The sequence below is a fragment of the Bradyrhizobium vignae genome (assembly GCF_004114425.1).
Classification (GTDB): domain Bacteria; phylum Pseudomonadota; class Alphaproteobacteria; order Rhizobiales; family Xanthobacteraceae; genus Bradyrhizobium; species Bradyrhizobium vignae.
Genome location: NZ_RDQF01000045.1, coordinates 1 through 24322, shown reverse-complemented (window position 1 = coordinate 24322; position 24322 = coordinate 1). Strand labels below are relative to the sequence as shown.

General features: G+C 64.8%; 24 protein-coding genes, 2 pseudogenes and 1 riboswitch. Of the genes and pseudogenes, 15 read left to right on the top strand and 11 right to left on the bottom strand.

Translation table 11 applies throughout. The features are described from left to right. The first annotated feature begins 60 nt into the window (after positions 1-60). The 3 genes and pseudogenes from EAV90_RS28735 to EAV90_RS40860 form a co-directional block, all read left to right on the top strand. On the top strand, positions 61-489 hold the full coding sequence (locus EAV90_RS28735; RefSeq protein WP_129145409.1) for a YeeE/YedE family protein: 429 nt from the start codon (positions 61-63) through the stop codon (positions 487-489). Positions 490-494: 5 nt separating this feature from the next. Continuing rightward, a complete protein-coding gene (locus EAV90_RS28730) occupies positions 495-962 on the top strand; it encodes a DUF6691 family protein (protein WP_122402456.1) in 468 nt (155 codons plus the stop codon). Positions 963-976: 14 nt separating this feature from the next. Next, a pseudogene (locus EAV90_RS40860) lies at positions 977-1115 on the top strand (carboxymuconolactone decarboxylase family protein); the annotation flags it as partial. A 74-nt stretch (positions 1116-1189) separates the two neighbouring features. On the opposite strand, the gene EAV90_RS28720 reads toward EAV90_RS40860, so the two are convergent. Further along, entirely contained in the window at positions 1190-1522 is a 333-nt protein-coding gene (locus tag EAV90_RS28720; protein ID WP_122402457.1) for a hypothetical protein, read from the bottom strand. A gap of 104 nt (positions 1523-1626) precedes the next feature. Beyond that, positions 1627-2031: a hypothetical protein gene (locus tag EAV90_RS28715; RefSeq protein ID WP_129145408.1), complete on the bottom strand. Its 405-nt coding sequence runs from the start codon at positions 2029-2031 to the stop codon at positions 1627-1629. Between the two features lie 151 nt (positions 2032-2182). Between EAV90_RS28715 and EAV90_RS28710 the strand changes: the two genes are divergently transcribed. Both EAV90_RS28710 and EAV90_RS28705 read left to right on the top strand, forming a co-directional pair. After that, positions 2183-2407, top strand: a complete 225-nt coding sequence (locus tag EAV90_RS28710; RefSeq protein ID WP_129145407.1) for a hypothetical protein — start codon at positions 2183-2185, stop codon at positions 2405-2407. 10 nt (positions 2408-2417) lie between these two features. Further along, on the top strand, positions 2418-4454 hold the full coding sequence (locus EAV90_RS28705; protein WP_129145406.1) for a pyrroloquinoline quinone-dependent dehydrogenase: 2037 nt from the start codon (positions 2418-2420) through the stop codon (positions 4452-4454). Positions 4455-4577: 123 nt separating this feature from the next. On the opposite strand, the gene EAV90_RS28700 is transcribed toward EAV90_RS28705, so the two are convergent. Continuing rightward, the gene (locus tag EAV90_RS28700; RefSeq protein ID WP_129145405.1) at positions 4578-5042 is read right to left on the bottom strand and encodes a PaaI family thioesterase; all 465 of its coding nucleotides are present in this window, start codon (positions 5040-5042) and stop codon (positions 4578-4580) included. A gap of 383 nt (positions 5043-5425) precedes the next feature. On the opposite strand from EAV90_RS28700, the gene EAV90_RS28690 reads away from it, so the two are divergent. Next, positions 5426-5722 carry a hypothetical protein gene (locus EAV90_RS28690; protein ID WP_129145404.1) on the top strand — a complete coding sequence of 99 codons (297 nt, stop codon included), beginning with the start codon at positions 5426-5428 and terminating at the stop codon, positions 5720-5722. A 107-nt stretch (positions 5723-5829) separates the two neighbouring features. Then, positions 5830-6084: a hypothetical protein gene (locus EAV90_RS28685; protein ID WP_122402461.1), complete on the top strand. Its 255-nt coding sequence runs from the start codon at positions 5830-5832 to the stop codon at positions 6082-6084. A gap of 25 nt (positions 6085-6109) precedes the next feature. Here EAV90_RS28685 and EAV90_RS28680 read toward each other — a convergent pair whose 3' ends face one another. Then, positions 6110-6343 carry a DUF6894 family protein gene (locus tag EAV90_RS28680; RefSeq protein WP_122402462.1) on the bottom strand — a complete coding sequence of 78 codons (234 nt, stop codon included), beginning with the start codon at positions 6341-6343 and terminating at the stop codon, positions 6110-6112. 107 nt (positions 6344-6450) lie between these two features. Further along, positions 6451-6688, bottom strand: a pseudogene (locus EAV90_RS40855) (hypothetical protein). Positions 6689-6967: 279 nt separating this feature from the next. Between EAV90_RS40855 and EAV90_RS28670 the strand changes: the two are divergent. Beyond that, positions 6968-7276 carry a DUF2798 domain-containing protein gene (locus tag EAV90_RS28670; RefSeq protein ID WP_245509644.1) on the top strand — a complete coding sequence of 103 codons (309 nt, stop codon included), beginning with the start codon at positions 6968-6970 and terminating at the stop codon, positions 7274-7276. A gap of 47 nt (positions 7277-7323) precedes the next feature. Here the strand turns inward: EAV90_RS28670 and EAV90_RS39730 are convergent, their stop codons facing one another. Both EAV90_RS39730 and EAV90_RS28665 read right to left on the bottom strand, forming a co-directional pair. Then, positions 7324-7476: a hypothetical protein gene (locus tag EAV90_RS39730; RefSeq protein ID WP_164937144.1), complete on the bottom strand. Its 153-nt coding sequence runs from the start codon at positions 7474-7476 to the stop codon at positions 7324-7326. Positions 7477-7929: 453 nt separating this feature from the next. Next, positions 7930-8100: a hypothetical protein gene (locus EAV90_RS28665; RefSeq protein ID WP_164937143.1), complete on the bottom strand. Its 171-nt coding sequence runs from the start codon at positions 8098-8100 to the stop codon at positions 7930-7932. Between the two features lie 592 nt (positions 8101-8692). On the opposite strand from EAV90_RS28665, the gene recA reads away from it, so the two are divergent. The 4 genes from recA (at position 8693) to EAV90_RS28650 (ending at position 12160) form a co-directional block, all read left to right on the top strand. Continuing rightward, positions 8693-9781: a recombinase RecA gene (gene recA / locus EAV90_RS28660; protein WP_129145402.1), complete on the top strand. Its 1089-nt coding sequence runs from the start codon at positions 8693-8695 to the stop codon at positions 9779-9781. A 175-nt stretch (positions 9782-9956) separates the two neighbouring features. Beyond that, on the top strand, positions 9957-10112 hold the full coding sequence (locus EAV90_RS39725; RefSeq protein ID WP_160118816.1) for a hypothetical protein: 156 nt from the start codon (positions 9957-9959) through the stop codon (positions 10110-10112). Positions 10113-10845: 733 nt separating this feature from the next. Further along, positions 10846-11127, top strand: coding sequence for a hypothetical protein (locus EAV90_RS40850; RefSeq protein WP_245509643.1), 282 nt, complete (start codon positions 10846-10848; stop codon positions 11125-11127). A 58-nt stretch (positions 11128-11185) separates the two neighbouring features. Next, the gene (locus EAV90_RS28650) at positions 11186-12160 is read left to right on the top strand and encodes a hypothetical protein (RefSeq protein WP_244607957.1); all 975 of its coding nucleotides are present in this window, start codon (positions 11186-11188) and stop codon (positions 12158-12160) included. A 123-nt stretch (positions 12161-12283) separates the two neighbouring features. Here the strand turns inward: EAV90_RS28650 and gcvP are convergent, their stop codons facing one another. From gcvP to gcvT, 3 genes are all read right to left on the bottom strand, one after another. Continuing rightward, positions 12284-15151 (bottom strand): aminomethyl-transferring glycine dehydrogenase, encoded by a 2868-nt coding sequence (gene gcvP / locus EAV90_RS28645; protein WP_164937147.1) that lies wholly within the window; start codon positions 15149-15151, stop codon positions 12284-12286. Between the two features lie 154 nt (positions 15152-15305). Then, a complete protein-coding gene (gene gcvH / locus EAV90_RS28640) occupies positions 15306-15674 on the bottom strand; it encodes a glycine cleavage system protein GcvH (RefSeq protein WP_129145400.1) in 369 nt (122 codons plus the stop codon). A 10-nt stretch (positions 15675-15684) separates the two neighbouring features. Then, on the bottom strand, positions 15685-16830 hold the full coding sequence (gcvT, locus tag EAV90_RS28635) for a glycine cleavage system aminomethyltransferase GcvT (protein ID WP_129145399.1): 1146 nt from the start codon (positions 16828-16830) through the stop codon (positions 15685-15687). Between the two features lie 145 nt (positions 16831-16975). Next, a riboswitch (glycine riboswitch) is annotated at positions 16976-17064 on the bottom strand. A 220-nt stretch (positions 17065-17284) separates the two neighbouring features. Between gcvT and alaS the strand changes: the two genes are divergently transcribed. Together alaS and EAV90_RS28625 are read left to right on the top strand one after the other, a co-directional pair. Continuing rightward, positions 17285-19966, top strand: a complete 2682-nt coding sequence (gene alaS / locus EAV90_RS28630) for an alanine--tRNA ligase (protein WP_162500209.1) — start codon at positions 17285-17287, stop codon at positions 19964-19966. Positions 19967-19972: 6 nt separating this feature from the next. Beyond that, the gene (locus EAV90_RS28625) at positions 19973-21205 is read left to right on the top strand and encodes a cyclic nucleotide-gated ion channel (protein WP_129145398.1); all 1233 of its coding nucleotides are present in this window, start codon (positions 19973-19975) and stop codon (positions 21203-21205) included. Between the two features lie 179 nt (positions 21206-21384). On the opposite strand, the gene EAV90_RS28620 is transcribed toward EAV90_RS28625, so the two are convergent. Beyond that, positions 21385-22599, bottom strand: coding sequence for an NADP-dependent isocitrate dehydrogenase (locus EAV90_RS28620; protein WP_122402470.1), 1215 nt, complete (start codon positions 22597-22599; stop codon positions 21385-21387). Positions 22600-22926: 327 nt separating this feature from the next. On the opposite strand from EAV90_RS28620, the gene EAV90_RS28615 reads away from it, so the two are divergent. After that, a complete protein-coding gene (locus EAV90_RS28615; RefSeq protein ID WP_129145397.1) occupies positions 22927-24126 on the top strand; it encodes a TrmJ/YjtD family RNA methyltransferase in 1200 nt (399 codons plus the stop codon). The last annotated feature ends 196 nt before the right edge of the window (positions 24127-24322 follow it).

Here is a 24322-nt window from a genome sequence, read left to right as displayed (position 1 = left end):
TGGCAGATCGGCAGTTGGACGATTGATGCGCAGGATCGCTTCTCGACCCGGAGGATCTAGATGATCGCCACACCTTTCACACCGCTGGCCTCACTTCTGGGCGGCGCGATGATCGGCCTCGCCGCCGTTCTGCTGATGTGGGCTACGGGGCGGATTGCCGGGGTCAGCGGCATCGCGGCTCGACTGTTTCCGCCCTATGAGGACCGCGAATTCGCCGGGCGCCTCGCCTTCGTCGCCGGTCTCGTCGCCGCGCCCGTGCTGGTGCGCCTCGTCACCGGAGACCTGCCGGCGCAGACCATCGCGGCGGGGCCGGCCGTCCTGATCCTTGGCGGATTGCTGACGGGCTTCGGTTCGGTGTGGGGCAGCGGCTGCACCTCGGGACACGGCGTTTGCGGCTTGTCGCGGCTGTCGGTACGCTCGCTGGTCGCGACCATGACCTTCATGGCGGCCGGCATGGCGACCGTCTTCGTGATGCGGCACTGGAGCTGATCGCGATGGTAATCCTCGTTCAATTCGCGATCGGGCTGATCTTCGGTGTCGGCCTCATCGTCTCCGGCATGTCGAACCCGGCCAAGGTGCTGAACTTCCTGGACATCGGCGGCATTCCGGCGGGGACATGGGATGCGAGCCTCGCCTTCGTGATGGCAGGCGCGGTGGCTGTGACCTTCATCGGCTTCAGCCGCGTCCTGAAGCTCGCGCGCCCGTTCTTCGCCGATCGATTTTATCTGCCGACACGGCGAGACATCGATCCCAGGATCGTCGCAGGTCCCGCGATCTTCGGCGTCGGCTGGGGATTGGTGGGCTTCTGTCCGGGACCGGCGCTGACCGCGCTCGGATTCGGGTCGCTCTCCGCGGTCATCTTCGTTGCGGCGATGTGCGGCGGCATGGTGCTGGCCCGTTTCATTGCTCACCTGCCGCCAGTGTCTCGCTTCGTCACGCCGGCCGATCCGCTAGAAACCTGAACGACAAGAGCTAGCTCGTCAGGCTCGGTGCGACGCGCCAAGAGATCGAGGAGACGCTCGGCATGGTCGTCTACATGGGCGGCGGGCCATCGCTGTGCCGCCGACGCGATCGCGGCCTACGAGCAGTTCCAGCAGCACGCTGTGCCCGCCTGACGCTGGTCAGACCGCGCACGTGAACAGGACCGGGCGAATCCGCCCGGTCCCGCTCATCATTCATCTTGGAGCGACTACCAGCGATCGTCGCCGACACCGACGCCCACGCTGACGCCCGGTGCGCGAATGCCGACACCGCCGCGCGGACCGTCGTCCCAATCGCGGTAGGTGCGGCGCTCGTAGTAACGGTCGCGCGGCATCGTCGCGTAGGAGTCGCGTACGATCACGCGCCCGCCGCGGCGACTGCGATAGCAATTGCCGGCATCGTCACAGACCAGCCGCACCTGCTGGACGAGATCGGGATTGGTGTATTCGCTGCTGGTATAGATATCGGAAGCCTTCGCCCCCGAGGCGGCTGCCAAGGCACCCACGCCCGCCAATAGCGCAACAGTCAACGTCCTCATCATGTCCTCCTCGAATCTGCCCTCGGCGGTAACAAGAAGGGCAGGCGGTGATCGTTCCCGGCCAGGACGCTGGTTTTTCCCGGAACCGCATCGTCAAGGGCAGGTTCCTAGATCGGCTCGTACGTCTCGGTCCCGCAGATGTCGTCGGCTTCCGCCCGCCGGCGGTCCACAACCTTCCCGCCGTTGATGGTCACGATGTAGGTCTGAGCGCCGAGCGGCGAGCCGGTCGCGGAGGTGAGCTGCGCGCGGACGCAGGCCATCCAGCCCGGTCCTCGCACCTCACGATGGGGCGGCGCGACGTGCACCTCGCGCGGATAGGACGTTGCGAGAAAGACGACGTCGATCTGCTCGCGCACCACGCGCTTGACGTCGGGAGGCGCCTCGGGCGGCGGCTGCTCCGCCTCTTTCATGCGCATGAACTCCGGCACCGGCGCGCGGCTGTCGGCAAAGCCGCAGCCAGCGAGCGCAAGGGCGCCGGCGAGCAGCGCCGCATGAACAACAATCCGCAACATCCGTGGAGGCCCCCTGCGGGCCAACAGATAGGCACGAATGCGATCCGGCGAAGTCCCTGCCGATCAAGATTTGCTGAAGCCTTGGAGCCCGCGGCATTGCTATTCCGCGATTGCCGGCTAGTTTGTGCCCCACATGAGGGGGATTGCACCAATGAGGATTCTGGTCATCGCGGCGGCGGTCTTGGCACTGACGGCGGCTTCGGCGCAGGCGCAGGGCCGGCGCCAGCCCAGCGACGGAGCCAAGCCGGCGGACACCACGCCCAAGATCGACGAGAAAGCCTACAAGGCCGCGCTCGAGCGCATTCCGGAGCCCAAGGACAAGTACGACCCGTGGGGCGGCGCCCGCCCAAGCGAACCCTCCAGGAAGCCGAAATGAAGTGATGTGGATGTTGCGGACCTGCCTGTGGGGTTCGGCCGCGCTCGCACTTCTGTTGTCTGCAGTGCGGCCGTGCTCCGCCTGGGAGAGTTGGGGCGGCGATATCGGCGGCTCGCGCTTCTCGCAATTGCGGGAGATCACGCCGGACAATGTCGGGAAGCTCGTCCGCGCCTTCGAATTTCACACCGGCGATCTCACCGCGCGCCCGCCTGAACTGATGCGGCGGACCAAATTCCAGGCGACGCCGCTGTTCGTCGAGGACAGCCTCATCTTCTGCTCTCCCTTCAACGAGGTGATCGCGCTCGATCCCGGCACGGGTGCGCAGAAATGGCGTTTCGATCCCAAGATTGCGACCAATCAGCGTCCTGCCAATCGTTATGTCTGCCGCGGTGTCACCTACTGGGTCGATGATCAGGCGCCTGCGAATGCCGCCTGCCGGTCGCGCATCTTCATGGGCACCAACGATGTCCGCCTCATCGCGCTCGATGCGAAGACGGGAATTCCCTGTACCGATTTCGGCAAGGGCGGTGAGATCAAGCTCGAGATCGACATGCAGCTGGAATGGCCTGGCGAATTCCAGATCACCTCGCCACCGGCCACCGGCCGCGGTATCGTTGTGGTCGGCTCCGCGATCGGCGACAACCGCCGTGTCGACGCGCCGAGCGGCGTCGTGCGCGCGTTCGATGCGCGCAGCGGTGAGCCGCGCTGGACCTTTGAACCGCTCCAGCGCGACGGCATTGAAGCCGGCCACGCCAACGTCTGGGCGCCGATGTCGGTCGACGAGACGCGCGGGCTCGTTTTTCTGCCGACGACCTCGCCGTCACCGGACTTTTGGGGCGGCAGGCGGCGGGGCAACAATGAGCATGCCAATTCGGTGATCGCGTTGCGCATCGAGACCGGCGAGCTGGTGTGGGCGTTCCAGACCGTGCATCACGACGTCTGGGATTACGATCTGGCGGCGCAACCGACGCTCACGCGCATCGACACCGGCGAGGGGCAGCGCGATGTCGTGATCCAGCCGACCAAGCAGGGCTTTGTCTTCGTACTCGACCGCGACACCGGCAAGCCGGTCTGGCCGGTCGAAGAGCGCGCGGTGCCGCAGGGCGGCGCGGAAGGCGAGGTGCTGTCGCCGACGCAGCCATTCCCGACGCATGTGCCGGCACTGATGTCGCAGACGATCTCGCCCGATGATGCGCTCTCGCTATTGCCGGGCCTCGGCCGTTCGTCATGCGAACGTCAATTCGCGGAAGCACGCAACGAGGGTCTGTACACGCCGCCCTCGGTGCAGGGCACGCTGGAATTTCCATTCACCGGCGGAGGTGTGAACTGGGGCAGCGCGGCCTTCGACCCGGTCAATCAGATCCTCTATGCCAACACCAGCCGCGCCGCTCATCTCATCAGGCTGATCCCGCGCGCTGAGGCGGCCGGATTCAATCCGCCGCCCGGTCACGATTTTGGCCAGCAGCGTGGCGCGCCCTTCGCGATGTCGCGTGCAGTGGTGATGTCGCCGCTCGGGCTGCTCTGCAACAAGCCGCCCTGGGGTGAGATGGTCGCGGTCGATCTGAGGGCCGGAAAGATCGTCTGGCGTTCGACCGTCGGCACCACCGAGGATCTGGCGCCGCTCGGGCTGCCGCTGCCCTGGGGTGCGCCGCTCGTCAACGGGCTGGCGGTCACCGCCGGCGGGCTCGTCTTCACCGGCGCGATGGACGCTTACTTGCGCGCCTTCGATGCGCGCAGCGGCAAGGAGCTGTGGCAGGGCCGGCTGCCGGTGCCGGGCGTCGCCAATCCCATGACCTATTTCTGGAAGGGCGAGCAATATGTCGCGATCGGCGCCGGCGGCCATTCCGAGGCAGGCACCTCGATCGGCGACAGCGTGGTGGCGTTCCGTCTGGCGCGCGCAGGCGAGGCGCCGTCGCTCTGGTCGCGTACGATCGATCGTCCAGGCGGACGATTTGTTGCGGGTTCATCATTGATCACGCTCGCGATCATCACGCTCGTGATCGCAAGTCTGCGCTGGCGCCGCTCTCGTCGTACCACGCAATCATGATCGTGTTGTGCATGTGATGCGAACGCTCGTTCACATCGCGAATGCTTCCTGTCCCGACATGATTGCATCGAGAGCCGCGCTGCGTTTTGCGCTTCCGCGGTTCTCTCATTTTTCAGATCGCGTTCACCCCGGCAGCATCGCGAACGCGCTCGACACCATCGCGACCGGCTTGTTGTCGGCGGCGGAGAGCAGCGTAACACGGCCAAAGCTCATGGTGCGCCCGAGCCGCACCACGCGCGCGTCCGCCAGCACGTCCGTTGAAGCGACCGCGCGCATGAAATGCGTGGTCTGGTCGACCGTGGTCATGGGGCGGTAGCCGCGATTGGCGGCGAGGATCGCGATCACCATCGCGGTGTCGGCGAGCGCCATCAGGGCCTGGCCGCAGACCACGCCGCCGTTCCGGCACAGTCGCTCCGAAAACGGCATGCGCAGCAGCGCCCCCGGTTGCCAGTCCGCTACGTCTGCCGGCTGCGCGTGCTCGACGCGCTCGACCGCGAGGTCGAGGTCCTGGACCCAGGGCGCAAAAACCTCGCCGAGGATGCGTCGGGCGTCGGCGAGGCCGAACTCGGCTTCTGGCTGCATTTGCATTGCTGTCGCGCTCTCCTGTGTTGCCGGATGTTTCGCCTCATTGTGCGCCCATCGGCGCGGCAAAGTCACCCGGTCTCGCGCCGGCCCCCTCGGCTTGAAAATGCCTGACTTGGCCCGGTATGATGCCTCGCTTGGGTACGGGTGGATGATGTTGCGTCGGTGTGTCCTCGTCTTTTGCATGGCCACGCTCGGTCTCGCGCTGAGCGGGTGCACTAAATGCGGTCCGATCTGGGACGACTGGCTGCATGCGCCCAAATCGTGCAGATCGGATCGGCTCTAGCGTGCCCACGCGGCCTCGAGCGGCTCCGGATCGCGACCGGGCTGCGACAAGGATGACACGGCGCGGGACGGTCCGCGCCTCATGGATGATCAAGGAGTTGACGATGAAGCTTTTCCGTTTGGCCGCGGTGCTGGCCGTGCTGGCGGGACCTGCCTACGCGCAAATGCCCAATCTCAATTTGCTGCAGGAAGGCCCGGGCAAGACCCCCGAGGAGAAGGCTGCCGAAGCCGAGCGTGAAAAGGCCTACAAGGAAACGCTGAAGAAGATTCCGGATTCCAAGGCGTCCAACGATCCCTGGGGCGGCATGCGCTCCGATCCGCCGAAGCAGCTGGCGGCACCGAAGGCGTCGGCCGCAACCAGCGCGCCGAAGAAGACCAAGGGCGGCACGGCGGCCAACTGACCGTACGCGCCATTCGGGGGGCGACACACGCCTTTCGGACAGGACTCCTCTTGATCCGGCCCGCGCCCTACATGTGGCTGAGCGTAGCGCGTAGAGGAGGGCATGACATGGCCGATCGTCCGCGGGATCTCGCCGAGCGGATGGCGCGCCGGCGCAAGATGGCCGGCAAGCCGGGCCAGACGGCCGGCGACGGCTATCTGCGCGAGACCTTCACGCTACCGCGTGCTGAGGCGCGGGAAAGGGCGCAGGCCTTCTTTGCCCGCTACCCCAAGGCCGGCTATATGAGCGCGGTCGAGACCTGGCGCGAGCTGCCCGGCGGCGATATCGAGTTCACCATGCGGCGGCTGCCCAGCGCGGACTGACGCGGGCCTGATCCGAAAGGCCTTGCTAGTCGAAGGTTTCGGCAACGATGCGGATCCGGAACACCGGCTCCTTGGCCTCGTCCAGCAGCTCCATGTGCCATTCGGAATTTTCCTGGAGCTTGCGGGCGATGCCGGCGCTCATGTCGGCGCAGACACTCGTCATCTCCTTCCAGGCCGCATTACGATCGGCAAACTCCGTCGCCTGCTCGGCGCAACCGGAATGACGGCCGTTGCGGATTCGGAAGAAATAGAGCGGCATGGCTGGCACCGATCGCGCACATGGTGCCTCGCCCCCCAAGGCCCTGGGCGCATACAGTGCAATCCCAAACCACCGTCAGATCAATTCCGGGTGGCTACGGACAAACCTCAGAAAACCCCGTGGCGCGCTGAGTCGCTTGCGAGCATTGCCGATCTCTCCCGGCCGGTTGAGGCCGTCTTTCGCGCGACCCTATCGTTGCGCAGCTGCACGCGCCGGATCGCCAGCAGGTCAATCTTCGTCTCGGTCCTGCCGGTCTTGACCTGCTCGCCGATGCGGAACTGCCACTGCCAGACTCCGGGAATCGCTTGTCTTGGCCACGGTGAACTCGACGCCCCCGTGATTCATGGTCGCCTCCCACGATTCACCTTTCATGCCTGCAAACATGTTGGGCGTCACAATAGTCACAATATTCCAGAGACAAGCAAAATCTGCCGCAAGCCGCGAAGCACAGCCGGCTAGCGCTGGTATTCCGTGGTTCTCCGACCATGAACAGAGTTCCTGAAATCCGTCCAAAAGCATGCGGGCGCCGGGCAGGGCGTGCCTGCAAGGTGGCGTTCCAGAGCCGCTCGAGGTGACGGCATGTGCCTTGCTTGCCTGATCACGGCAAGCAACCGTGGACGCCTCATGCTCGGCATTCCCCGCCGCTATTCTCATTTCGTTTTCGGAGTCATCCAGTCCGGACTGACCTCGCTGATCGCGGCGGGCATCGCCAGCTTTCCTGCAGGCAGCCCGATGATCTTCGTTCGGCACTGGATGGTGTCGTGGCTGATCGCATGGGCCGCGATGCTGCCGATCGTGCTGCTGGCCGCGCCCGCGATCCGCGCCTTCTCGCTGCGCCTGACCCGGGAGGAGCGAGACCCGCGCGCCGCCGGCTGGCGTGAAAAGGCCCCGCCTGGGGAGAGCCAAGCGGGGCAGAGAGTTATTGGAGGCTGAGGTGCTGGGCTGCAACACCATAGCCGGGCGACCCTAGCCGGTTCAGCTTACGGCAGCCTGACAGGCGGCGCGTCCGGATCTGGCCTGGTCTGGCGGCTGGCCGGATCGGCCGCCGTGAAGGTCGCGATCGAAAGGCCGCAGACAGGCCCCGCACCGGTCCCAATTTCGACATCCGCTCGCACCACTGCGGACACACGCATCGGCAAGATCTGATCCGTTCGGCGCAGCCATGGGGGAAACGTGGCGCGCCGAAAACGGGGTGGCATCATGGATAACGTAGAGCGGTCATTCGCCGCCGCGACGGCGGCTGGCTTCGTCGTGCTGGTCATCGGCCTGGTGCTGCTCGCGGTGCTGTAGAGGGGTACGCCCGCCGAGGAATGGAGGCCGCGCCTTCCAATGGACGGCGCTGGGCACAGCGCGACTTTCAAAAAATTGGAAAACAACCCCATGCACAGTAGGGTGCTGGGAAATTTCCTTGATCTGCCAATAGCTTGCAGGTAGTATTTAGATACCTTAAGTGTCCGCGCGCCCGTCTTTTCGACCATGCAGCCCGACGCGCGAGGCCGGATCGAGATCTGGCGATCCCCCTTTGGACCGGCCGCCTGCCGCCCCACCGCGGGGCGGGGCGCTCCGGAGGCCGGTCCTGGCGGAGCCTAGTGGATCTTGAATTCGTTCAGCGGAAGATGGAGCTCGGCGGCGCGCTCTTCACGGTCCTTCTTGCGGAATTCGTTTTCCTTGCGCTCGAACTTCACCATCTCCTCGCGCGCTGCCTCCAGCAGCGGATTGCGCCTGATCGCATCATTGTGCGTGTTGTCGTCGGTCATGGTTACGATCCCCAGAGTTGCGGTCCCATCCCCCAGAAGCCGGAGACCGCGAAAAGGTTCGGTGCCGTAGGATTACGGAAAGATGACGACACGCCGGCCGCGCATTCTTGATGCGGGTCATGGATCGAGCGCCGTCGGTGGCATTGAGGGGGGCCTAATCGGGTACTGTCCTAATTAGGACACCCGCGAGGGCAGACTAGGAGACCCCCACAGCAACAACGTCGCCCGCTTGCAATACGGCGGGCGACGTTGGTCCAGCCCCGGGAGGGAATCGCAAAATCCCGGATGCTGTCACTCTGGCTGATAGCTCCGGAATAGTCTGTTCGATATCCGACACCCGCAGAGGCGGATTAGGACAGTCCGTTATGCGCCAGTCTCTCTGGACTCGTTGTGAGAGGTTAGCCCATCCGTCAGATTTGCAAGACGTTCAATATTCTCGTCTGTTTTGCAGGCAGCATCAGAGTTTCCGAGTCAAGATCGCAAAAGAACATATTGCGAACCTGGAACAAATAGGGTACATTGTTTTTATCGCCGGCCCGCCTCTCAATCGTTTGTCCCCCTAGCGAATCCTCGCCATAAGGAGCACGACCCAATGTCCGCAACTGCCCTGCGTATCGTCGAAGGATCTTCCATGGACAAGAGTAAAGCTCTGGCCGCCGCGCTCTCTCAGATCGAGCGCCAGTTCGGTAAGGGCTCGGTGATGAAGCTCGGCAAGAACGACCGGTCCATGGACATCGAGGCGGTGTCCTCCGGCTCGCTCGGGCTCGATATCGCGCTCGGTATCGGCGGCCTGCCCAAGGGGCGCATCGTCGAGATCTACGGGCCGGAATCCTCCGGCAAGACCACGCTGGCGCTGCATACGGTGGCGGAAGCGCAGAAGAAGGGCGGCATCTGCGCCTTCATCGACGCCGAGCACGCGCTCGATCCGGTCTATGCCCGCAAGCTGGGCGTCAACATCGACGAGCTCCTGATCTCGCAGCCCGACACCGGTGAGCAGGCGCTGGAGATCTGCGACACCTTGGTGCGCTCCGGCGCGGTGGACGTGATGGTGGTCGATTCGGTCGCGGCGCTGGTGCCGAAGGCCGAACTCGAGGGCGAGATGGGCGATGCGCTGCCGGGTCTTCAAGCGCGGTTGATGAGCCAGGCGCTGCGCAAGCTGACCGCCTCCATCAACAAGTCCAACACCATGGTGATCTTCATCAACCAGATCCGCATGAAGATCGGCGTGATGTACGGCTCGCCGGAAACCACCACCGGCGGCAATGCGCTGAAATTCTACGCCTCCGTCCGCCTCGACATCCGCCGCATCGGTGCGATCAAGGAGCGCGACGAGGTGGTCGGCAACACCACGCGCGTCAAGGTGGTCAAGAACAAGCTGGCCCCGCCCTTCAAGCAGGTCGAGTTCGACATCATGTACGGCGAGGGCGTTTCCAAGATGGGCGAGATCCTCGATCTCGGCGTCAAGGCCGGCATCGTCGAGAAGTCCGGCGCCTGGTTCTCCTATGACAGCCAGCGCCTCGGCCAGGGCCGCGAGAACTCGAAAGCGTTCCTGAAGGCCAATCCCGATATCACCGCCAAGATCGAGACCGCGATCCGCCAGAACTCCGGCCTGATCGCCGAGCAGATTTTGGCCGGCACGCCCGAGCGCGACGCCGACGGCGAGGAGCCGGCGGACGAGTAAGCCTTAACGCGGAAAGTTTTTCGCGAGGAGCGGGCACTGAGGACGTTTGAGTTGCCGACGTCTTCGGTGCCCGTTTTGTTTTGCAGTTCTAGTCCCCGATACATTCTCAGGTTGCATCGTCACGTTGACCAACACTAGGCTTGGTCAACGCTTGCTAGCGTCAGTTCATGAGTAAATGGGGCAGGTCATGCTTGTTGTTCAAACGCGGCACGCCAAGCGCACGCGCAAATATTCGATGCTGATGGCAATCGTTCTGTTGGGAATCAGTTCGCTCGCCGGGCTCGGCGCGCTTCTCACGCTGCGCTGGGATTCTCTTCCGGGGAAAAAGTAGGACCATCGGGGAGAGGGCAGCGTCATGACACGACTCATTGTCACGACAGACTCGTCCATCGCCGGCGCCATTCAACGAGCCGGCATCGCCGGCCTCGTGATCGCGATCGAGCGCCGGCTCGTTTGGGGACAATTGCCGTCTGATGCGGAGCTTGATGCGTTTTTCGCGCCACGCACGACGCAGTCGCACGGGCTTCATTGGCTTGACGATACGCCGCCCTGGCGCCTCGAGGAATCAGGTGCGAAGGATCGAGGATTCATCGAACTGCTGGGAGAATACGACTCGGTTGAGTTTTGGCGGGGACCAGGGCCAAATGGCCAATTAATCCTGCTCTGGCTGCTCGATCATTGGTGCCGCCGACGCGATGCGAATCCCGCCTTTGTCGTCCGCGCTCTGTTCTTGGGCGTCGGGGACGTCGACCCACCGCGAAGGGAATCCTACCCGCCGGTCGTCCGGATCACACCTCTCCAACTCAAATCGGCCAGCCGTGCATGGCGGGCCTATTGTGCGCCGACCCCGCAAAGCTGGTGCAATCTCACGAATTTGAGCTGGCTGCCTAACCTTGCTCCTGACAGGACAGCTCTTCTCGAAGAGCTGCCGCGCCCGGCTTCGGGCCTTGGAGCCACGGAGCTGCGGATACTCCAGCTCATCGCCCGGGGGCGGCCTGCAGCCCTTCGACGTCTTTCCGGGACATCACAAGCGCAACGAGCGTCGCGTCTTCGACTATTGGGAGGTGGGCGCGCTGCTCGACGGGCTCGCGCGCTGTCCGGTGCCGGCCGTATCCGGGCTGGAGGAGGGGCCGTTTACGCTCGACATGCACAACGATGCTGTCCGTCACGCCCGGTACAAGCAATCCCGCCTGTCACTTACGGATCTCGGGAATGCGGTGCTGGCAGGAGAGGCGGATTTCCTCCAGCACAACCCGATCCATCGCTGGTGGGGTGGGACGGAACTCACCAACGAAAAGCTTTGGCGGTGGGATCCTGAGACTCGCTCGTTGATCGCGCCTCGCTAAGGTGGGTGCGCGTGGCTCTCAGTCTTCGTGAATTGCGCATCAATTTTGAGAGGCGTCCGTGTCCCATTTGATCTTATCCACGAACCATCTTGACGAAGACGTGCTTCGCCAGTCGCGCCTCGCGAATGTCGTGCTTGGATTCTATCTACGCTTCGTGTGGAGGAAATTGCCTCCCGAGGAACAGCTCTTGATGGGGCTGGAGCGCCGTTCGGCAAAGCACGGCAATTCCGGCGATCATTGGCTCGATGATTCCTGTCGTGGTTCGCTCGACGGTTTCGGCACGCGCGATATCGGTTTCTTCGAGCTGTGCGCCAAGTTCGATTCAATTGAAATATGGGTCGATTCTCGCCCTAACGATCAGCTGGTGCTGGTCTGGTTGCTGGACCTACTTCGCCCGTACAAAGAAATCACGACGAAGCTGAGCCTAGTGCACACGGACGATCATGTTGCGCACTATGCTCCAGAATCCGTCGCAAAGTGGAAGCTGCCGGCCTTCGAGGTGACCGAGACCCATTTGGTGACGGCAAGCCGCGCCTGGCAAGCCTATCGGGCTGAAACGCCAAAGCCCTGTTTCGATCTTCTGATGACGGATCTGACGATCCTGCCGAGACTTCGGCCGGCACTCATCGCGTTGCTTGAAGAGCTTCCGGACAGTGTGACGGGCCTAGGTGCGAGCGAAATGGATATCCTGGACTTCGTGAACGATGGGCACACGGACCCAAGGCGTGTCACCGAGGCGTGGTGGATGCGCGATGTGTTCGACGAAAACGACGCGCGCGATGCCTTGCTGGAACTGGGGGCGTATTCGGCGCCGCCGGTCTTGTTAGGCGATCCGGCGTTCGACAATGAGGATCGTTACTTCGGCAGGAGCGAGTGGAAGGTCACGCTGACTGAACTCGGGCGCTCCATCTTTGCGCGCGAGGACGATATGTGGCGCCACAACCGAATCTATCGCTGGTGGGGCGGGACGGAGCTCACCAACGAAAAGCTCTGGCGATGGGATCGCGAAAGCCGATTGTTGATTGCGCCCTAGCGGCGCATTCGATGCCGTAGGGTAGGCAAAGGCGCACTTGCGCCGTGCCCACCATCGTCTAACGCGGCGAAAGGTGGTGGGCACGCTTGCGCTTTGCCCACCCTACGAGACCGCCGTCGCGTCCTACTCCGCAGCTTCCGCGTAGTCGCTCACCGGCGGGCAGGAGCACACCAGGTTACGATCGCCGTAGACGTTGTCGACGCGGCCCACGGGGCACCAATATTTGTCGGTGCGCGAGATGCCGTCCGGGAAGCAGCCTTCGCTGCGGGTATAGGCACGCTTCCAATCGTCGTCGGCGATGTCGTGCACGGTGTGCGGGGCGTGGCGCAAGGGCGAAGCCTCGATTTTGAAGCGGCCGGCCTCGACCTCGGCGATTTCTTTCCGGATCGCGATCATGGCATCGCAGAAGCGGTCGAGCTCGGCCTTCGATTCCGATTCGGTCGGCTCGATCATCAGCGTGCCCGGCACCGGGAAGCTCATGGTCGGGGCATGGAAGCCGTAATCGATCAGGCGCTTTGCGATGTCGTCCACCGTAACACCAGACGTCGTCTTCAGCGGACGCGGATCCACGATGCACTCATGCGCGACGCGGCCCCTCGCATTCTTGTAGAGCACCGGGAAATGCGGTTCGAGGCGCGCTGCGATGTAATTGGCGTTGAGGATCGCGATCTCGGTGGCGCGTTTCAGGCCTTCGCCGCCCATCATCAGGATGTAGATGTAGGAGATGGTGAGGATCGAGGCCGAGCCGACCGGAGCGGCCGAGACCGGGCCGACGGGAGCGTCGCCGTTCGTCGCCGGATGACCGGGAAGGAACGGCGCGAGGTGCGCTTTCACACCGATCGGGCCCATGCCGGGGCCGCCGCCGCCATGCGGGATGCAGAAGGTCTTGTGCAGGTTGAGATGGCTGACATCGGCGCCGTAGTCGCCGGGCCGCGCCAGGCCGACCTGCGCATTGAGATTGGCGCCATCGAGATATACCTGGCCGCCATGGCCGTGCACGATGTCGCAGATCTCGCGGATATGCTCCTCGAACACGCCATGCGTCGAGGGATAGGTGATCATGACAGCGGCGAGATCGTTGGAATGCTTCTCCGCCTTGGCGCGGAGATCATTGACGTCGACGTCACCGTTCTTCTCGCAGGCGACCACCACCACCTCCATGCCGACCATCGCGGCCGAGGCGGGATTGGTGCCGTGGGCGGAGGAAGGGATCAGGCAGATCTTGCGATGCGTATCTCCGCGCGAAGCGTGATAGGCGCGGATCGCGAGCAGGCCGGCATATTCGCCCTGCGCGCCCGAATTCGGCTGCAGCGAGATCGCGTCGTAGCCGGTGATGTCGCACAGCCATTTTTCCAGCCGCGCGAACAGCGCGTGATAGCCGGCCGCCTGCTCGCGCGGGACGAACGGATGCAGGCTGCCGAATTCCGGCCAGGTCAGCGGCATCATCTCGGTGGTCGCGTTCAGCTTCATGGTGCAGGATCCGAGCGGGATCATGGCGCGGTCGAGCGCGAGGTCGCGGTCACTGAGCTTGCGCATGTAGCGCAGCATCTCCGTCTCCGAGCGATGCGCGTGGAAGACGGGATGGGTGAGGAACGCGGTCGTGCGCTTCAAGCCGTCCGGCAGCGCCTCGCGTGTCGCTGCATCGATCTCGGCATAGGCGAGCGTGCCGCCGAAAGCGCGCCAGACTGCTTCCACGGTCGCGGGCGTCGTGGTCTCGTCGAGGGCGATACGCAAGGCGCCATGGCCGAGGCCGAGATTGATCTTCTCAGCGGTCGCGCGCGCGATGATCTCGTCGCGCTTGCCGCCGGCATCGACCGTCACCGTATCGAAGAAGCTGTCGGATTGCGGCGCGAAGCCGAGCTTGCGCAGGCCGGCCGCGAGCACGGCGGTGCGGCGATGCACGTTGCGGGCGATCTGCGTCAAGCCTTCGGGGCCGTGATAGACCGCATACATCGAAGCGATGACGGCCAGCAGCACCTGCGCGGTGCAGATGTTGGAGGTCGCCTTCTCGCGGCGGATGTGCTGCTCGCGGGTCTGCAGCGCGAGACGATAGGCAGGTGCCCCGCGCGAATCCACGGAGAGGCCGACGATACGGCCGGGCAGCGAGCGCTTCAGCGCATCGCGCACCGCCATATAGGCCGCGTGCGGGCCGCCATAGCCCATCGGCACGCCAAAGCGCTGGGCAGAGCCGATGGCGATGTCGGCACCGAGCTCGCCGGGCGAGGCGAGCAGCGTCAGTGCCAGCAGGTCGGCGGCAACGATCGCGAGCGCGCCCCTGGCCTTCAACGACGCGATCGCGGGCCTGAGGTCGCGCAATGCGCCGGAAGAACCCGGATATTGCAGCAGCGCGCCGAGCACGTCTGATTTGTCGAGATCGGTGAGGGGATCACCGACCACCAGATTCCAGCCGAGCGGCTCGGCGCGGGTGCGCATCACCGCCAGCGTCTGCGGATGCACGTCCTTGTCGACGAAGAAAGCTTTTGCCTTCACCTGCGAGTGCCGCTCGGCGAGCGCCATCGCCTCGGCCGCCGCGGTCGCTTCATCGAGCAGCGAGGCGTTGGCGACGTCGAGCCCGGTGAGGTCGCAGATCATGGTCTGGAAGTTGAACAGCGCCTCCAGCCGGCCCTGGCTGATCTCGGGCTGGTAGGGCGTATAGGCCGTGTACCAGGCCGGGTTCTCCAGGATGTTGCGCTGGATCACCGCAGGCAGGATGGTGCCGGAATAGCCCTGGCCGATCAGCGAGGTGAAGACCTGGTTCTGGGCTGCGAGCTCGGCCATATGCGCGATCGCCTCGGTTTCGCTGAGCGGCTTGCCGAGATCGAGAGGCGATGCCTGCCGGATCGAGGCCGGCAGCGTCTCCGCCATCAGCGCATCGACGCTCTTGGCGCCGACTGTCTCGAGCATTGCGGTGACATCGCGCACTGAGGGGCCGATGTGGCGGCGAACGAAACTGGCGGCGGTGTCGCCATTGGATTTGCGGTGCGCGGTCATCATGGGTCCTCGCTAGGAGTTGCTGTCATGCCCCGCGAAGGCGGGGCATCCAGTAAACGCAGGCGTTTCGGCTAGGGCCGATGGGCCGCGGCGTACTGGATCACCCGCCTTCGCGGGTGATGACACTGAGAATGAGGTTAGAGTTCTCGTCATCTCACGCCGTGTGGGCCTTGTAGGCGGCTTCATCCATGAGGCCGCCGAGCTCGCTTTTGTCGGCGATCTTGATCTTGAAGAACCAGGCCGCGCCTTGCGCGTCCGAGTTCACCAGCGCCGGTTCGGCGGCCAGCGCCTCGTTGGTCTCGAGCACTTCGCCGGTAACAGGTGCGTAGACGTCGGAGGCGGCCTTCACCGATTCCACGACGGCGGCGGCTTCGGCCTTCTTCAGCGCGCGGCCGACCTTGGGCAATTCGACGAACACGACGTCGCCGAGCTGCTGCTGCGCGTAATCGGTGATGCCGACCGTGGCGGTATCGCCGTCGATGGCGAGCCATTCGTGGTCGGAGGTGTACAGCGTCGTGGTCATTGTCTCGTCCTCAGCGTTTGTAGGTGTTTTTCACGAAAGGCATGGCGGCGACTGCGAGCGGCAGTCGCTGACCGCGCACCTCGGCGAAGAGTTTTGTGCCGAGCGCGGCGAGGCTCGCAGGCACGTAGCCCATCGCGACCGGCGCGCTCAGGCTCGGGCCGAAACCGCCCGAGGTGACTTGTCCGATGGGCTCGCCGCCCGCAGCGTCGGCAAAAAGTAGCGCGCCCTCGCGCACCGGCGCGCGGCCCAGGGCGAGCAGTCCGACGCGGCGGCGGGGCGCGCCGCCATCGAAATGGGCGAGGATCTTCTCTGCGCCGGGAAAACCGCCGGCGCGCGTCCCGCCGCTGCGGCGGCTCTTCTGTACCGACCATTCCAGCGCGGCTTCGACCGGCGTGGTCGCGGTGTCGATGTCGTGGCCGTACAGGCAGAGCCCGGCTTCCAGCCGCAGGCTGTCGCGGGCGCCCAGGCCGATCGGCAGCACGTCCGGATTATCCAGCAGCATCTTGGCGAGGCGTTCGGCATCGGCGGCGGGAACCGAGATCTCAAAACCGTCCTCGCCGGTGTAGCCTGAACGCGAGACGAAGCACTTGATGCCGGCAACCTCATGCGGACCGGCGTCCATGAACTTCATCGCCGGGGCCTCTGCACAGAATTTCGCCAGCACCGTTTCCGCCTTCGGGCCCTGCAGCGCGATCAGCGCGCGGCCTTCCAGCGAATCGATGATGCAGTCGCCAGAGAGATTCGCGCGCAGATGCGCCTCGTCCTCAGCCTTGCAGGCGGCGTTGACGACCAGGAACAGGTGATCGCCCAAATTGGCGACCATCAGATCGTCGAGAATGCCGCCGTCCGCATTGGTGAACTGGGCGTAGCGCTGCCGCCCCGGCGCGATCGCCACGATATCCTGCGGCACCAGCCGCTCCAGCGCGCGGGCGGCGTCCTCGATCCTCCCGGATTTCGGCCGGAGCGCGATCTGGCCCATATGGGAGACGTCGAACAGGCCGGCGGAGGCCCGGGTATGAAGGTGCTCCTTCAGGACGCCCGCGGGGTACTGCACGGGCATGTCATAGCCCGCGAACGGCGCCATCTTGCCGCCCAGGGACACATGGAGGCTGTGGAGGGGTGTACGTTTCAGGGAGTCTTGGTTATTCGCTAGCATCTAAGGGGCCCTCGGCGGTTCCCGGGGAGGATTCCCCGATGGACACCGGTCGAAGCCCCATCTGTCGCTGTGCCTGAGAGTATTATCCCGTCGGCGGACGCAGTCCGGGTCTTATGCCCGTCGGCGCCTCTTTCCAGATGCTGTCAAAGCCACGCGGTCCTTTTGCCTGAGAGTTTCCGGGGCGGTTGCTCCTTCGGCGCCGGCACCAGTGCCGGTCTCTCCCGACGTGGCCGTACGATACAGATGGGTAGAGACCACAGGCCGGCCAAGCCTGTCAACGCGACTTCTGTGCCTTTCAACGGGATTGCGCGCCTGCGGCAACCCTCTGATCTCCTTGCACAGTTTCTGGACAGCGAAGCTGGCCTTGTCTAAAAGCGCTTTGGCCCGCAGATATCAGCCTTAATTTCCGGTTTGGACGGCGGCAGCGGGCCCAAGCATACCCGATTGGATGAACATGAGCGGCGTCAACGAGATCAGGTCGACCTTTCTGAACTTCTTTGCCGAGAACGGCCACGAGGTCGTGCCGTCCTCGCCACTCGTGCCGCGCAACGACCCGACCTTGATGTTCACCAATGCCGGCATGGTGCAGTTCAAGAACGTCTTCACCGGCGTCGAGAAGCGCCCGTATCAGCGCGCCACCACCTCGCAGAAATGCGTGCGCGCCGGCGGCAAGCACAACGACCTCGACAATGTCGGCTACACCGCGCGCCATCTCACCTTCTTCGAGATGCTCGGCAATTTCTCGTTCGGCGACTATTTCAAGGAGCGCGCGATCGAGCTCGCCTGGAAGCTGATCACCTCCGAGTTCGGGCTGAAGAAGGACAAGCTGCTCGTCACGGTCTATCACACCGACGATGAGGCGGCGGGCCTGTGGAAGAAGATCGCGGGCTTCGCCGACGACCGCATCATCCGTATCCCGACTTCGGACAATTTCTGGGCGATGGGCGACACCGGGCCGTGCGGCCCTTGCTCGGAGATCTTCATCGACCGCGGCGAGCACATCTGGGGCGGGCCTCCGGGCTCGCCGGAGGAGGACGGCGATCGCTTCCTCGAATTCTGGAATCTCGTGTTCATGCAATACGAGCAGGTGACGAAGGAGGAACGCGTGGATCTGCCGCGTCCCTCGATCGACACCGGCATGGGCCTGGAGCGCATGGCCTGCATCCTCCAGGGCGTCGAGAGCGTGTTCGAGACCGACCTGTTCCGTAACCTGATCGACGCGACCGCGTCCGCGCTGGGCAGCGGACCGACCGAGCAGAATGCGGCCTCGTTCCGCGTCATCGCCGACCACTTGCGCTCCTCGGCCTTCCTCGTCTCCGACGGCGTGCTGCCTTCGAACGAGGGCCGCGGCTACGTGCTGCGCCGGATCATGCGGCGTGCGATGCGCCATGCGCAGCTGCTGGGTGCGAAAGAGCCCTTGATGCACCGGCTGGTCTGGGCGCTGGTGCGCGAGATGGGCCAGGCTTACCCCGAGCTGATGCGCGCGGAGAAGCTGATCGAGGAAACGCTGCGGCTGGAAGAGACCCGCTTCCGCAAGACGCTGTCGCGCGGCTTGGCCATCCTCGATGAGAAGAGCGCAGGTCTGAAAAAGGGCGACATGTTCGACGGCGATGTCGCCTTCACGCTGTACGACACCTATGGCTTCCCGCTCGATCTGACGCAGGACGCGCTGAAGTCGCGCGGCATCGGCGTCGACCAGGCTTCGTTCAACGACGCCATGGAGCGCCAGAAGGCCAAGGCACGCGAGTCCTGGAAGGGGTCAGGTGAAGCGGCTTCCGAGGCAATCTGGTTCCCGCTGCGTGAGAAGCTCGGCGCCACCGAATTTCTGGGCTACGAGACCGAGAGCGCCGAGGGCGTCGTCTCCGCCCTGGTCAAGGACGGCCAGGAAGTTGCCAGCCTCAAAGCCGGCGAGACGGGTTCGATCGTGCTCAACCAGACGCCGTTCTATGCGGAGTCCGGTGGTCAGGTCGGCGACACCGGCGTGCTGACGGGCGAGGGCGGCCTCAAATTCCGCGTCACCGACACGCAGAAGAAGCTCGGCGATCTCTTCGTTCACATCGGCGCGGTCGAGAGTGGAGAGCTGAAGCTCGGCGCTGCGCTGCAGCTCGAGGTCGATCATTCGCGCCGCTCCTCGATCCGCGCGCATCACTCGGCGACGCATCTGATCCACGAGGCGCTGCGCCAGGTGCTCGGCGACCACATCGCCCAGCGCGGCTCGCTGGTCGCACCCGACCGGCTGCGCTTCGACTTCGTGCATCCGAAGCCGATCACGGCCGAGGAGCTCGCTCGCGTCGAGGATATCGCCAATGACGTGGTGCTGGAGAACGACGAGGTCACCACTCGCGTGATGGGCGTCGACGAGGCGCGGGAGGCGGGAGCGCGCGCGCTGTTCGGCGAAAAGTATGGTGACGAGGTCCGCGTCGTCTCGATGGGCAAGACCGCGCGCGAGCGCGGCGCCAACGCCCTCGGCTGGTCGGTCGAGCTCTGCGGCGGCACTCATGTGAGGCGCACCGGCGACATCGGCCTGATCACGCTGACCAGCGAGAGCGCGGTCGCCTCCGGCGTGCGCCGCATCGAGGCGCTGACCGGCAATTATGCGCGCAGGCACGCCAACGAGACCATGGCGCTGGCGAAGACCGCGGCGAACGAGCTGCGCACCTCCCTCGACGACGTGCCGGCGCGCATCGCCGCGCTGATGGAGGAGCGCAAGAAGCTTGAGCGCGAGCTCTCCGACGCCCGCAAGAAGCTGGCGATGGGCGGTGGCGCTGCCGCCGCCAGCAATGGCGCTGCCGCGGGCGTGCGCGAGGTCGGCGACGTCAAGCTGATGGCGCGCGCCGTCGAGGGCATCGAGATGAAGGATCTCAAGAGCCTTGCCGATGACGGCAAGAAGCAGCTCGGCTCGGGGGTCGTCGCCATCGTCGGCGTCACCGAGGACGGCAAGGCCGGTGTCGTGGTCGGCGTCACGCAAGACCTCACCGCGCGCTTCAACGCCGTGAACCTCGTGCGCATCGCGTCCGAAGCGCTCGGCGGCAAGGGCGGCGGCGGCCGGCCCGACATGGCCCAGGCCGGCGGCCCCGATGGGGCCAAGGCGGCCGCGGCGCTGTCGGCGATCGAAAAAGCGATGGCGGGCGCTTAAAGCCCCATGTCCACCGTTCCGCGAGGACGTGGGCTTCGCGATCCGAACTTACGGGATCGCCTCTACGAATTGCTGGAGCACGATCCGCTGGCCTATTCGGTCGGGTCGCGCTTCATCCAGCTGATCATCGGCGTGGTCGTGCTCAATGTAGCCGCGATGATCCTCGCCTCGGTGCCGGAGCTCGACGCCCGGTTTGGCGCGCTGTTCGCAGGCATCTCCATCCTGTCCGTGCTCGTGTTCGCGCTGGAATATGCGGCGCGGCTGTGGACGGTGGCGGGGCATACCCAAGGCAGAGGATCGGCGCTGTCCGACCGGCTGGGCTATGCCTTTTCTGCGCTCGGCATCATCGATCTCATGGCGTTCCTGCCAGCGGCAATCGTGCTCGCGACCGGCCGGCACGCGACGCTGGCAGCCCTCGGCGTGCTGCCGTTCTTCAAGCTGATCCGTTATTCGCCGGCGATGCGCTCGCTGCTCGCCGCGGTGCATGCCGAGCGGCGGGCGCTGATCGGCTGCATCGTCATCCTGATCGGCGCGGTGCTGACCTTCGCCTCGCTGCTCTATGCCATCGAGCACGACGTGCAGCCGGACAAGCTCGGCACCATCCCGCAGGCGATGTGGTGGGCGATCGTAACGCTCGGCACCGTCGGCTACGGCGACGTCGTGCCGCTGACGCCGCTCGGCAAGTTCATCTCCACCTTCGCCATCATCTCGGGCTTCGCCATGATCGCGCTGCCGGTCGCGATCATCTCGACCGCATTCGCGGAAGAGGTGAAGCGGCGCGATTTCGTCGTCACCTGGGGCATGCTGGCGCGGGTGCCGCTGTTCTCGCATCTGGCGGCCGCGGAGATCGCCGACATCATGCGGCTCTTGCGGGCGCGCACCATCGAGCAGGGCGAGATTCTGGTGCGACGGGGCGATCCGGCGTCGTCCATGTATTTCATTACCGCCGGCGAGGTCGAGATCGCGCTGCCGAGCCAGCATGTGCGGCTATCCGACGGCACCTTCTTCGGCGAGATCGCGCTGCTGCACAAAACCAAGCGCAGCGGCACGGTGACGGCGACCCGCAAGACGCGCCTGCTGGTGCTCGATGCCCAGGATTTTCACGCCCTGATCGCGCGCATGCCGACGCTTGCCGCCCACGTCCACACCACTGCCAAGGCAAGGCTTGCCGACAGCGGCGATCTCGCGCTCGCCGAGCTGGCGCAGGCGGAGAAGGAAGGCGGAGGACGCAGCGAATAGCTTCGCTGCACTCCTATCAGCTGAGAACGGCGATGCTCGCCAGCGTCCGTCATTGCGAGGAGCGCGCGACAAGATTGCAAGGCAATCTTGTCGCTGAAGCGACGAAGCAAATCCAGACTGTTTCCCCGGAGGGATCCTGGATTGCTTCGCTTCGCTCGCAATGACAGCGTGCAGGCGGCTTACGCCGCCAGCGCCTTGGTCAGGTTCTCGGCGACCTTATCGAGGAAGCCGGTGGTCGAGAGCCAGCGCTGGTCGGCGCCGACCAGGAGCGCGAGGTCCTTGGTCATGTAACCGGCCTCGACGGTGTCGACGCAGACCTTCTCCAGCGTGGCCGCGAACTTGGCAAGCTCGGGGTTGTTGTCGAGCTTGGCGCGGTGGGCGAGGCCACGGGTCCAGGCGAAGATCGAGGCGATCGAGTTGGTCGAGGTCTCCTTGCCCTTCTGGTGCTCGCGGTAATGGCGGGTCACCGTGCCGTGGGCGGCTTCGGCCTCGACAGTCTTGCCGTCGGGGGTGAGCAGCACCGAGGTCATCAGGCCGAGCGAGCCGTAGCCCTGCGCGACCGTGTCGGACTGCACGTCGCCGTCGTAGTTCTTACAGGCCCAGACATAGCCGCCGGACCATTTCAGCGCCGAGGCGACCATGTCGTCGATCAGGCGGTGCTCGTAAGTGAGGCCCTTGGCGTCGAATTCCTTCTTGAACTCGCGGTCGAAGATGTCCTGGAAGATGTCCTTGAAGCGCCCGTCGTAGACCTTGAGGATGGTGTTCTTGGTCGACAGGTAAACCGGGTAATTGCGGAGCAGGCCGTAATTGAAGGAGGCGCGGGCGAAGTCGATGATGGAGTCGTCGAGATTGTACATCTCCATGGCGACGCCGGCGCCGGGGGCCTTGAACACTTCCTTCTCGATCACGGTGCCGTCCTCGCCGACGAACTTCAACGAGAGGGTACCCTTGCCCGGGAACTTGATGTCGGTGGCGCGGTACTGGTCGCCATAGGCGTGGCGGCCGATGATGATCGGCTTGGTCCAGCCGGGAACCAGGCGCGGCACGTTCTTGCAGATGATCGGCTCGCGGAAGATCACGCCGCCGAGGATGTTGCGGATGGTGCCGTTCGGCGACTTCCACATCTGCTTGAGATTGAACTCCTTCACCCGGGCTTCATCGGGGGTGATGGTGGCGCACTTGACGCCGACACCGACCTTCTTGATCGCCTCGGCGGCGTCGATCGTGACCTGATCGTTGGTGTGATCGCGGTACTCCATGCCCAGGTCGAAATAGAGCAGCTCGACATCCAGGAACGGGTTGATCAACTTGTCCTTGATGTACTGCCAGATGATCCGGGTCATCTCGTCGCCATCGAGCTCGACGACGGGATTGGATACCTTGATTTTTGCCATGATCGGGGAAGCCTCTTGGGAACGGCGCTTTTGTTGCGCCACGGGAATATCCGCCGCCTCTTAGCACCTGATAGCAGCGGGCGAAAGCCAAGGGATTATGCACTTTTAGCTCATCCAGCTTCCCCAGGTGGGGAGCGGGGGCGGCGGGCAGGGGCGAGGTTTCAGACGAGATTCAAAAGTCGAATCCAACCCGTTATTTCCCTTGAGAATTTTGTCAGGACAGGCAAACGACAGACCGCGAGGGCGGCCCGGTCCTGGGGACCGCTTGAATCAATTCCTCAGGTGGCCTTGCCAAGGCCTTGAGAGACAGTGTGAAAGCGAAGCGAGATGTCGGGGACTGACAAGAGCAAGGCGGGCCTTTCCCTCGACGGTCCCATCGTCATCCTGGTCGAGCCGCAGCTCGGCGAAAACATCGGCATGGCCGCACGCGCCATGGGCAACTTTGCCCTGAGCCGGCTTCGCATCGTCAATCCCAGGGACGGCTGGCCCAACATCGCTGCCCAGCGCTCCGCCGCGGGCGCCGACCACATTCTGGAAAAGGTCGAATTGTTCGGCACGGTGGAGGAGGCGGTCGCCGACCTCGACCTCCTGTTCGCCACCACCGCTCGCGCCCACGACCAGGCCAAGCCTGTGGTCGGGCCGGAGGCGGCAGCCGCCGAGATCTCGGGGCACATTGCCAGCAGGGGCAAGGCCGGCATCCTGTTCGGCAGGGAGCGCTGGGGCCTGACCAACGAGGAGGTCGGGCTCGCCAACCGCATCATCACCTTCCCGGTCAATCCGGGCTTTGCCTCGCTCAATCTCGCCCAGGCCGTGCTGCTGGTCGGCTATGAATGGTTCAAGCAGGCGACCTCGGGCGCGCTGCCGCACGCCATGCCTGAAAGATCCGAGCGCGCCTCGCAGCACCAGATGCAGGCCTTCTTCGACAATCTCGTGCGCGAGCTCGACAAGGTCGAGTTTTTGCGGCCGGCCGAGAAGCGCGACACCATGCTGGTGAACCTGCGCAACATCTTCACCCGGATGGAGCCGACCAAGCAGGACATGCACACCCTGCACGGCGTGATCATGGCGATCGCCGAGGGCCGCAAGGGTCCGGCCAAGGGCGGCGTGCTCGACGGCGAGCAGGCGACGCGCCTGCGCGCGCTGCTGGCCGAGCACGGGCAGGGCGGCGGCATCCCCGATAGCGGCTCGACGGTGCGCGGCCTTGCCCGCCTGCTCCGCCGCAACCCGACCGACGCCGAACGCCTGCTCTGGCAGGCGCTGACGCGTGATCGCCGCTTCGCAGGTGGGTTCAAGCGCCAGACCCCGGTGGGGCGCCACATCCCGGACTTCGTCTCCTTCCCGCACCGGATCGCGATCGAGCTGGTGAACCCGGGCGAGGGCGAGGCGATCGCCGCCGACCGCGCGGGACGGCGGGCCTGGCTCGAGGCGCGGGATTATCGGGTGCTCGACATCCGGGCAGTGGATGTGGAGCGCGATCTGGAGGCGGAGCTGGTGCGGCTGCAGGGGATGATGGAGCGGGGAGCGTAGGTTTCGTCGGGTGGAGGTCTCGTAGCAACCATTAGATTCGCCCGATCGCTGAGGGTAGCATGACGCCGTTTGCGGCCGTCAAGGCGTGGCCTGGCGGCAGCGGAGATGGAGTTGAGGCCAGGGCGACGGCCAGCCTTTGACGGCCGCGGCGCGCGGCGTCTTTGTGACGGCAGGTCGGGACGAAGAAACGGTGCTT

What these genes read in the sequence shown, in the direction of transcription:
- EAV90_RS28690 (WP_129145404.1), top strand. Translation starts at nt 5,426, where the DNA reads ATGAAGCTTTTCCGTTTGGCCGCGGTGCTGGCCGTGCTGGCGGGACCT.
- EAV90_RS28620 (WP_122402470.1), bottom strand. Translation starts at nt 22,599, where the DNA reads ATGGCAAAAATCAAGGTATCCAATCCCGTCGTCGAGCTCGATGGCGAC.
- EAV90_RS28615 (WP_129145397.1), top strand. Translation starts at nt 22,927, where the DNA reads ATGTCGGGGACTGACAAGAGCAAGGCGGGCCTTTCCCTCGACGGTCCC.
- EAV90_RS28700 (WP_129145405.1), bottom strand. Translation starts at nt 5,042, where the DNA reads ATGCAAATGCAGCCAGAAGCCGAGTTCGGCCTCGCCGACGCCCGACGC.
- recA (WP_129145402.1), top strand. Translation starts at nt 8,693, where the DNA reads ATGTCCGCAACTGCCCTGCGTATCGTCGAAGGATCTTCCATGGACAAG.
- gcvH (WP_129145400.1), bottom strand. Translation starts at nt 15,674, where the DNA reads ATGACCACGACGCTGTACACCTCCGACCACGAATGGCTCGCCATCGAC.
- EAV90_RS28715 (WP_129145408.1), bottom strand. Translation starts at nt 2,031, where the DNA reads ATGTTGCGGATTGTTGTTCATGCGGCGCTGCTCGCCGGCGCCCTTGCG.
- EAV90_RS39725 (WP_160118816.1), top strand. Translation starts at nt 9,957, where the DNA reads ATGGGGCAGGTCATGCTTGTTGTTCAAACGCGGCACGCCAAGCGCACG.
- EAV90_RS28625 (WP_129145398.1), top strand. Translation starts at nt 19,973, where the DNA reads ATGTCCACCGTTCCGCGAGGACGTGGGCTTCGCGATCCGAACTTACGG.
- EAV90_RS28710 (WP_129145407.1), top strand. Translation starts at nt 2,183, where the DNA reads ATGAGGATTCTGGTCATCGCGGCGGCGGTCTTGGCACTGACGGCGGCT.
- alaS (WP_162500209.1), top strand. Translation starts at nt 17,285, where the DNA reads ATGAGCGGCGTCAACGAGATCAGGTCGACCTTTCTGAACTTCTTTGCC.
- EAV90_RS28665 (WP_164937143.1), bottom strand. Translation starts at nt 8,100, where the DNA reads ATGACCGACGACAACACGCACAATGATGCGATCAGGCGCAATCCGCTG.
- EAV90_RS28720 (WP_122402457.1), bottom strand. Translation starts at nt 1,522, where the DNA reads ATGATGAGGACGTTGACTGTTGCGCTATTGGCGGGCGTGGGTGCCTTG.
- gcvT (WP_129145399.1), bottom strand. Translation starts at nt 16,830, where the DNA reads ATGCTAGCGAATAACCAAGACTCCCTGAAACGTACACCCCTCCACAGC.
- EAV90_RS28685 (WP_122402461.1), top strand. Translation starts at nt 5,830, where the DNA reads ATGGCCGATCGTCCGCGGGATCTCGCCGAGCGGATGGCGCGCCGGCGC.
- EAV90_RS28680 (WP_122402462.1), bottom strand. Translation starts at nt 6,343, where the DNA reads ATGCCGCTCTATTTCTTCCGAATCCGCAACGGCCGTCATTCCGGTTGC.
- EAV90_RS28670 (WP_245509644.1), top strand. Translation starts at nt 6,968, where the DNA reads ATGCTCGGCATTCCCCGCCGCTATTCTCATTTCGTTTTCGGAGTCATC.
- gcvP (WP_164937147.1), bottom strand. Translation starts at nt 15,151, where the DNA reads ATGACCGCGCACCGCAAATCCAATGGCGACACCGCCGCCAGTTTCGTT.
- EAV90_RS28735 (WP_129145409.1), top strand. Translation starts at nt 61, where the DNA reads ATGATCGCCACACCTTTCACACCGCTGGCCTCACTTCTGGGCGGCGCG.
- EAV90_RS28730 (WP_122402456.1), top strand. Translation starts at nt 495, where the DNA reads ATGGTAATCCTCGTTCAATTCGCGATCGGGCTGATCTTCGGTGTCGGC.
- EAV90_RS39730 (WP_164937144.1), bottom strand. Translation starts at nt 7,476, where the DNA reads ATGCGTGTGTCCGCAGTGGTGCGAGCGGATGTCGAAATTGGGACCGGT.
- EAV90_RS28705 (WP_129145406.1), top strand. Translation starts at nt 2,418, where the DNA reads ATGTTGCGGACCTGCCTGTGGGGTTCGGCCGCGCTCGCACTTCTGTTG.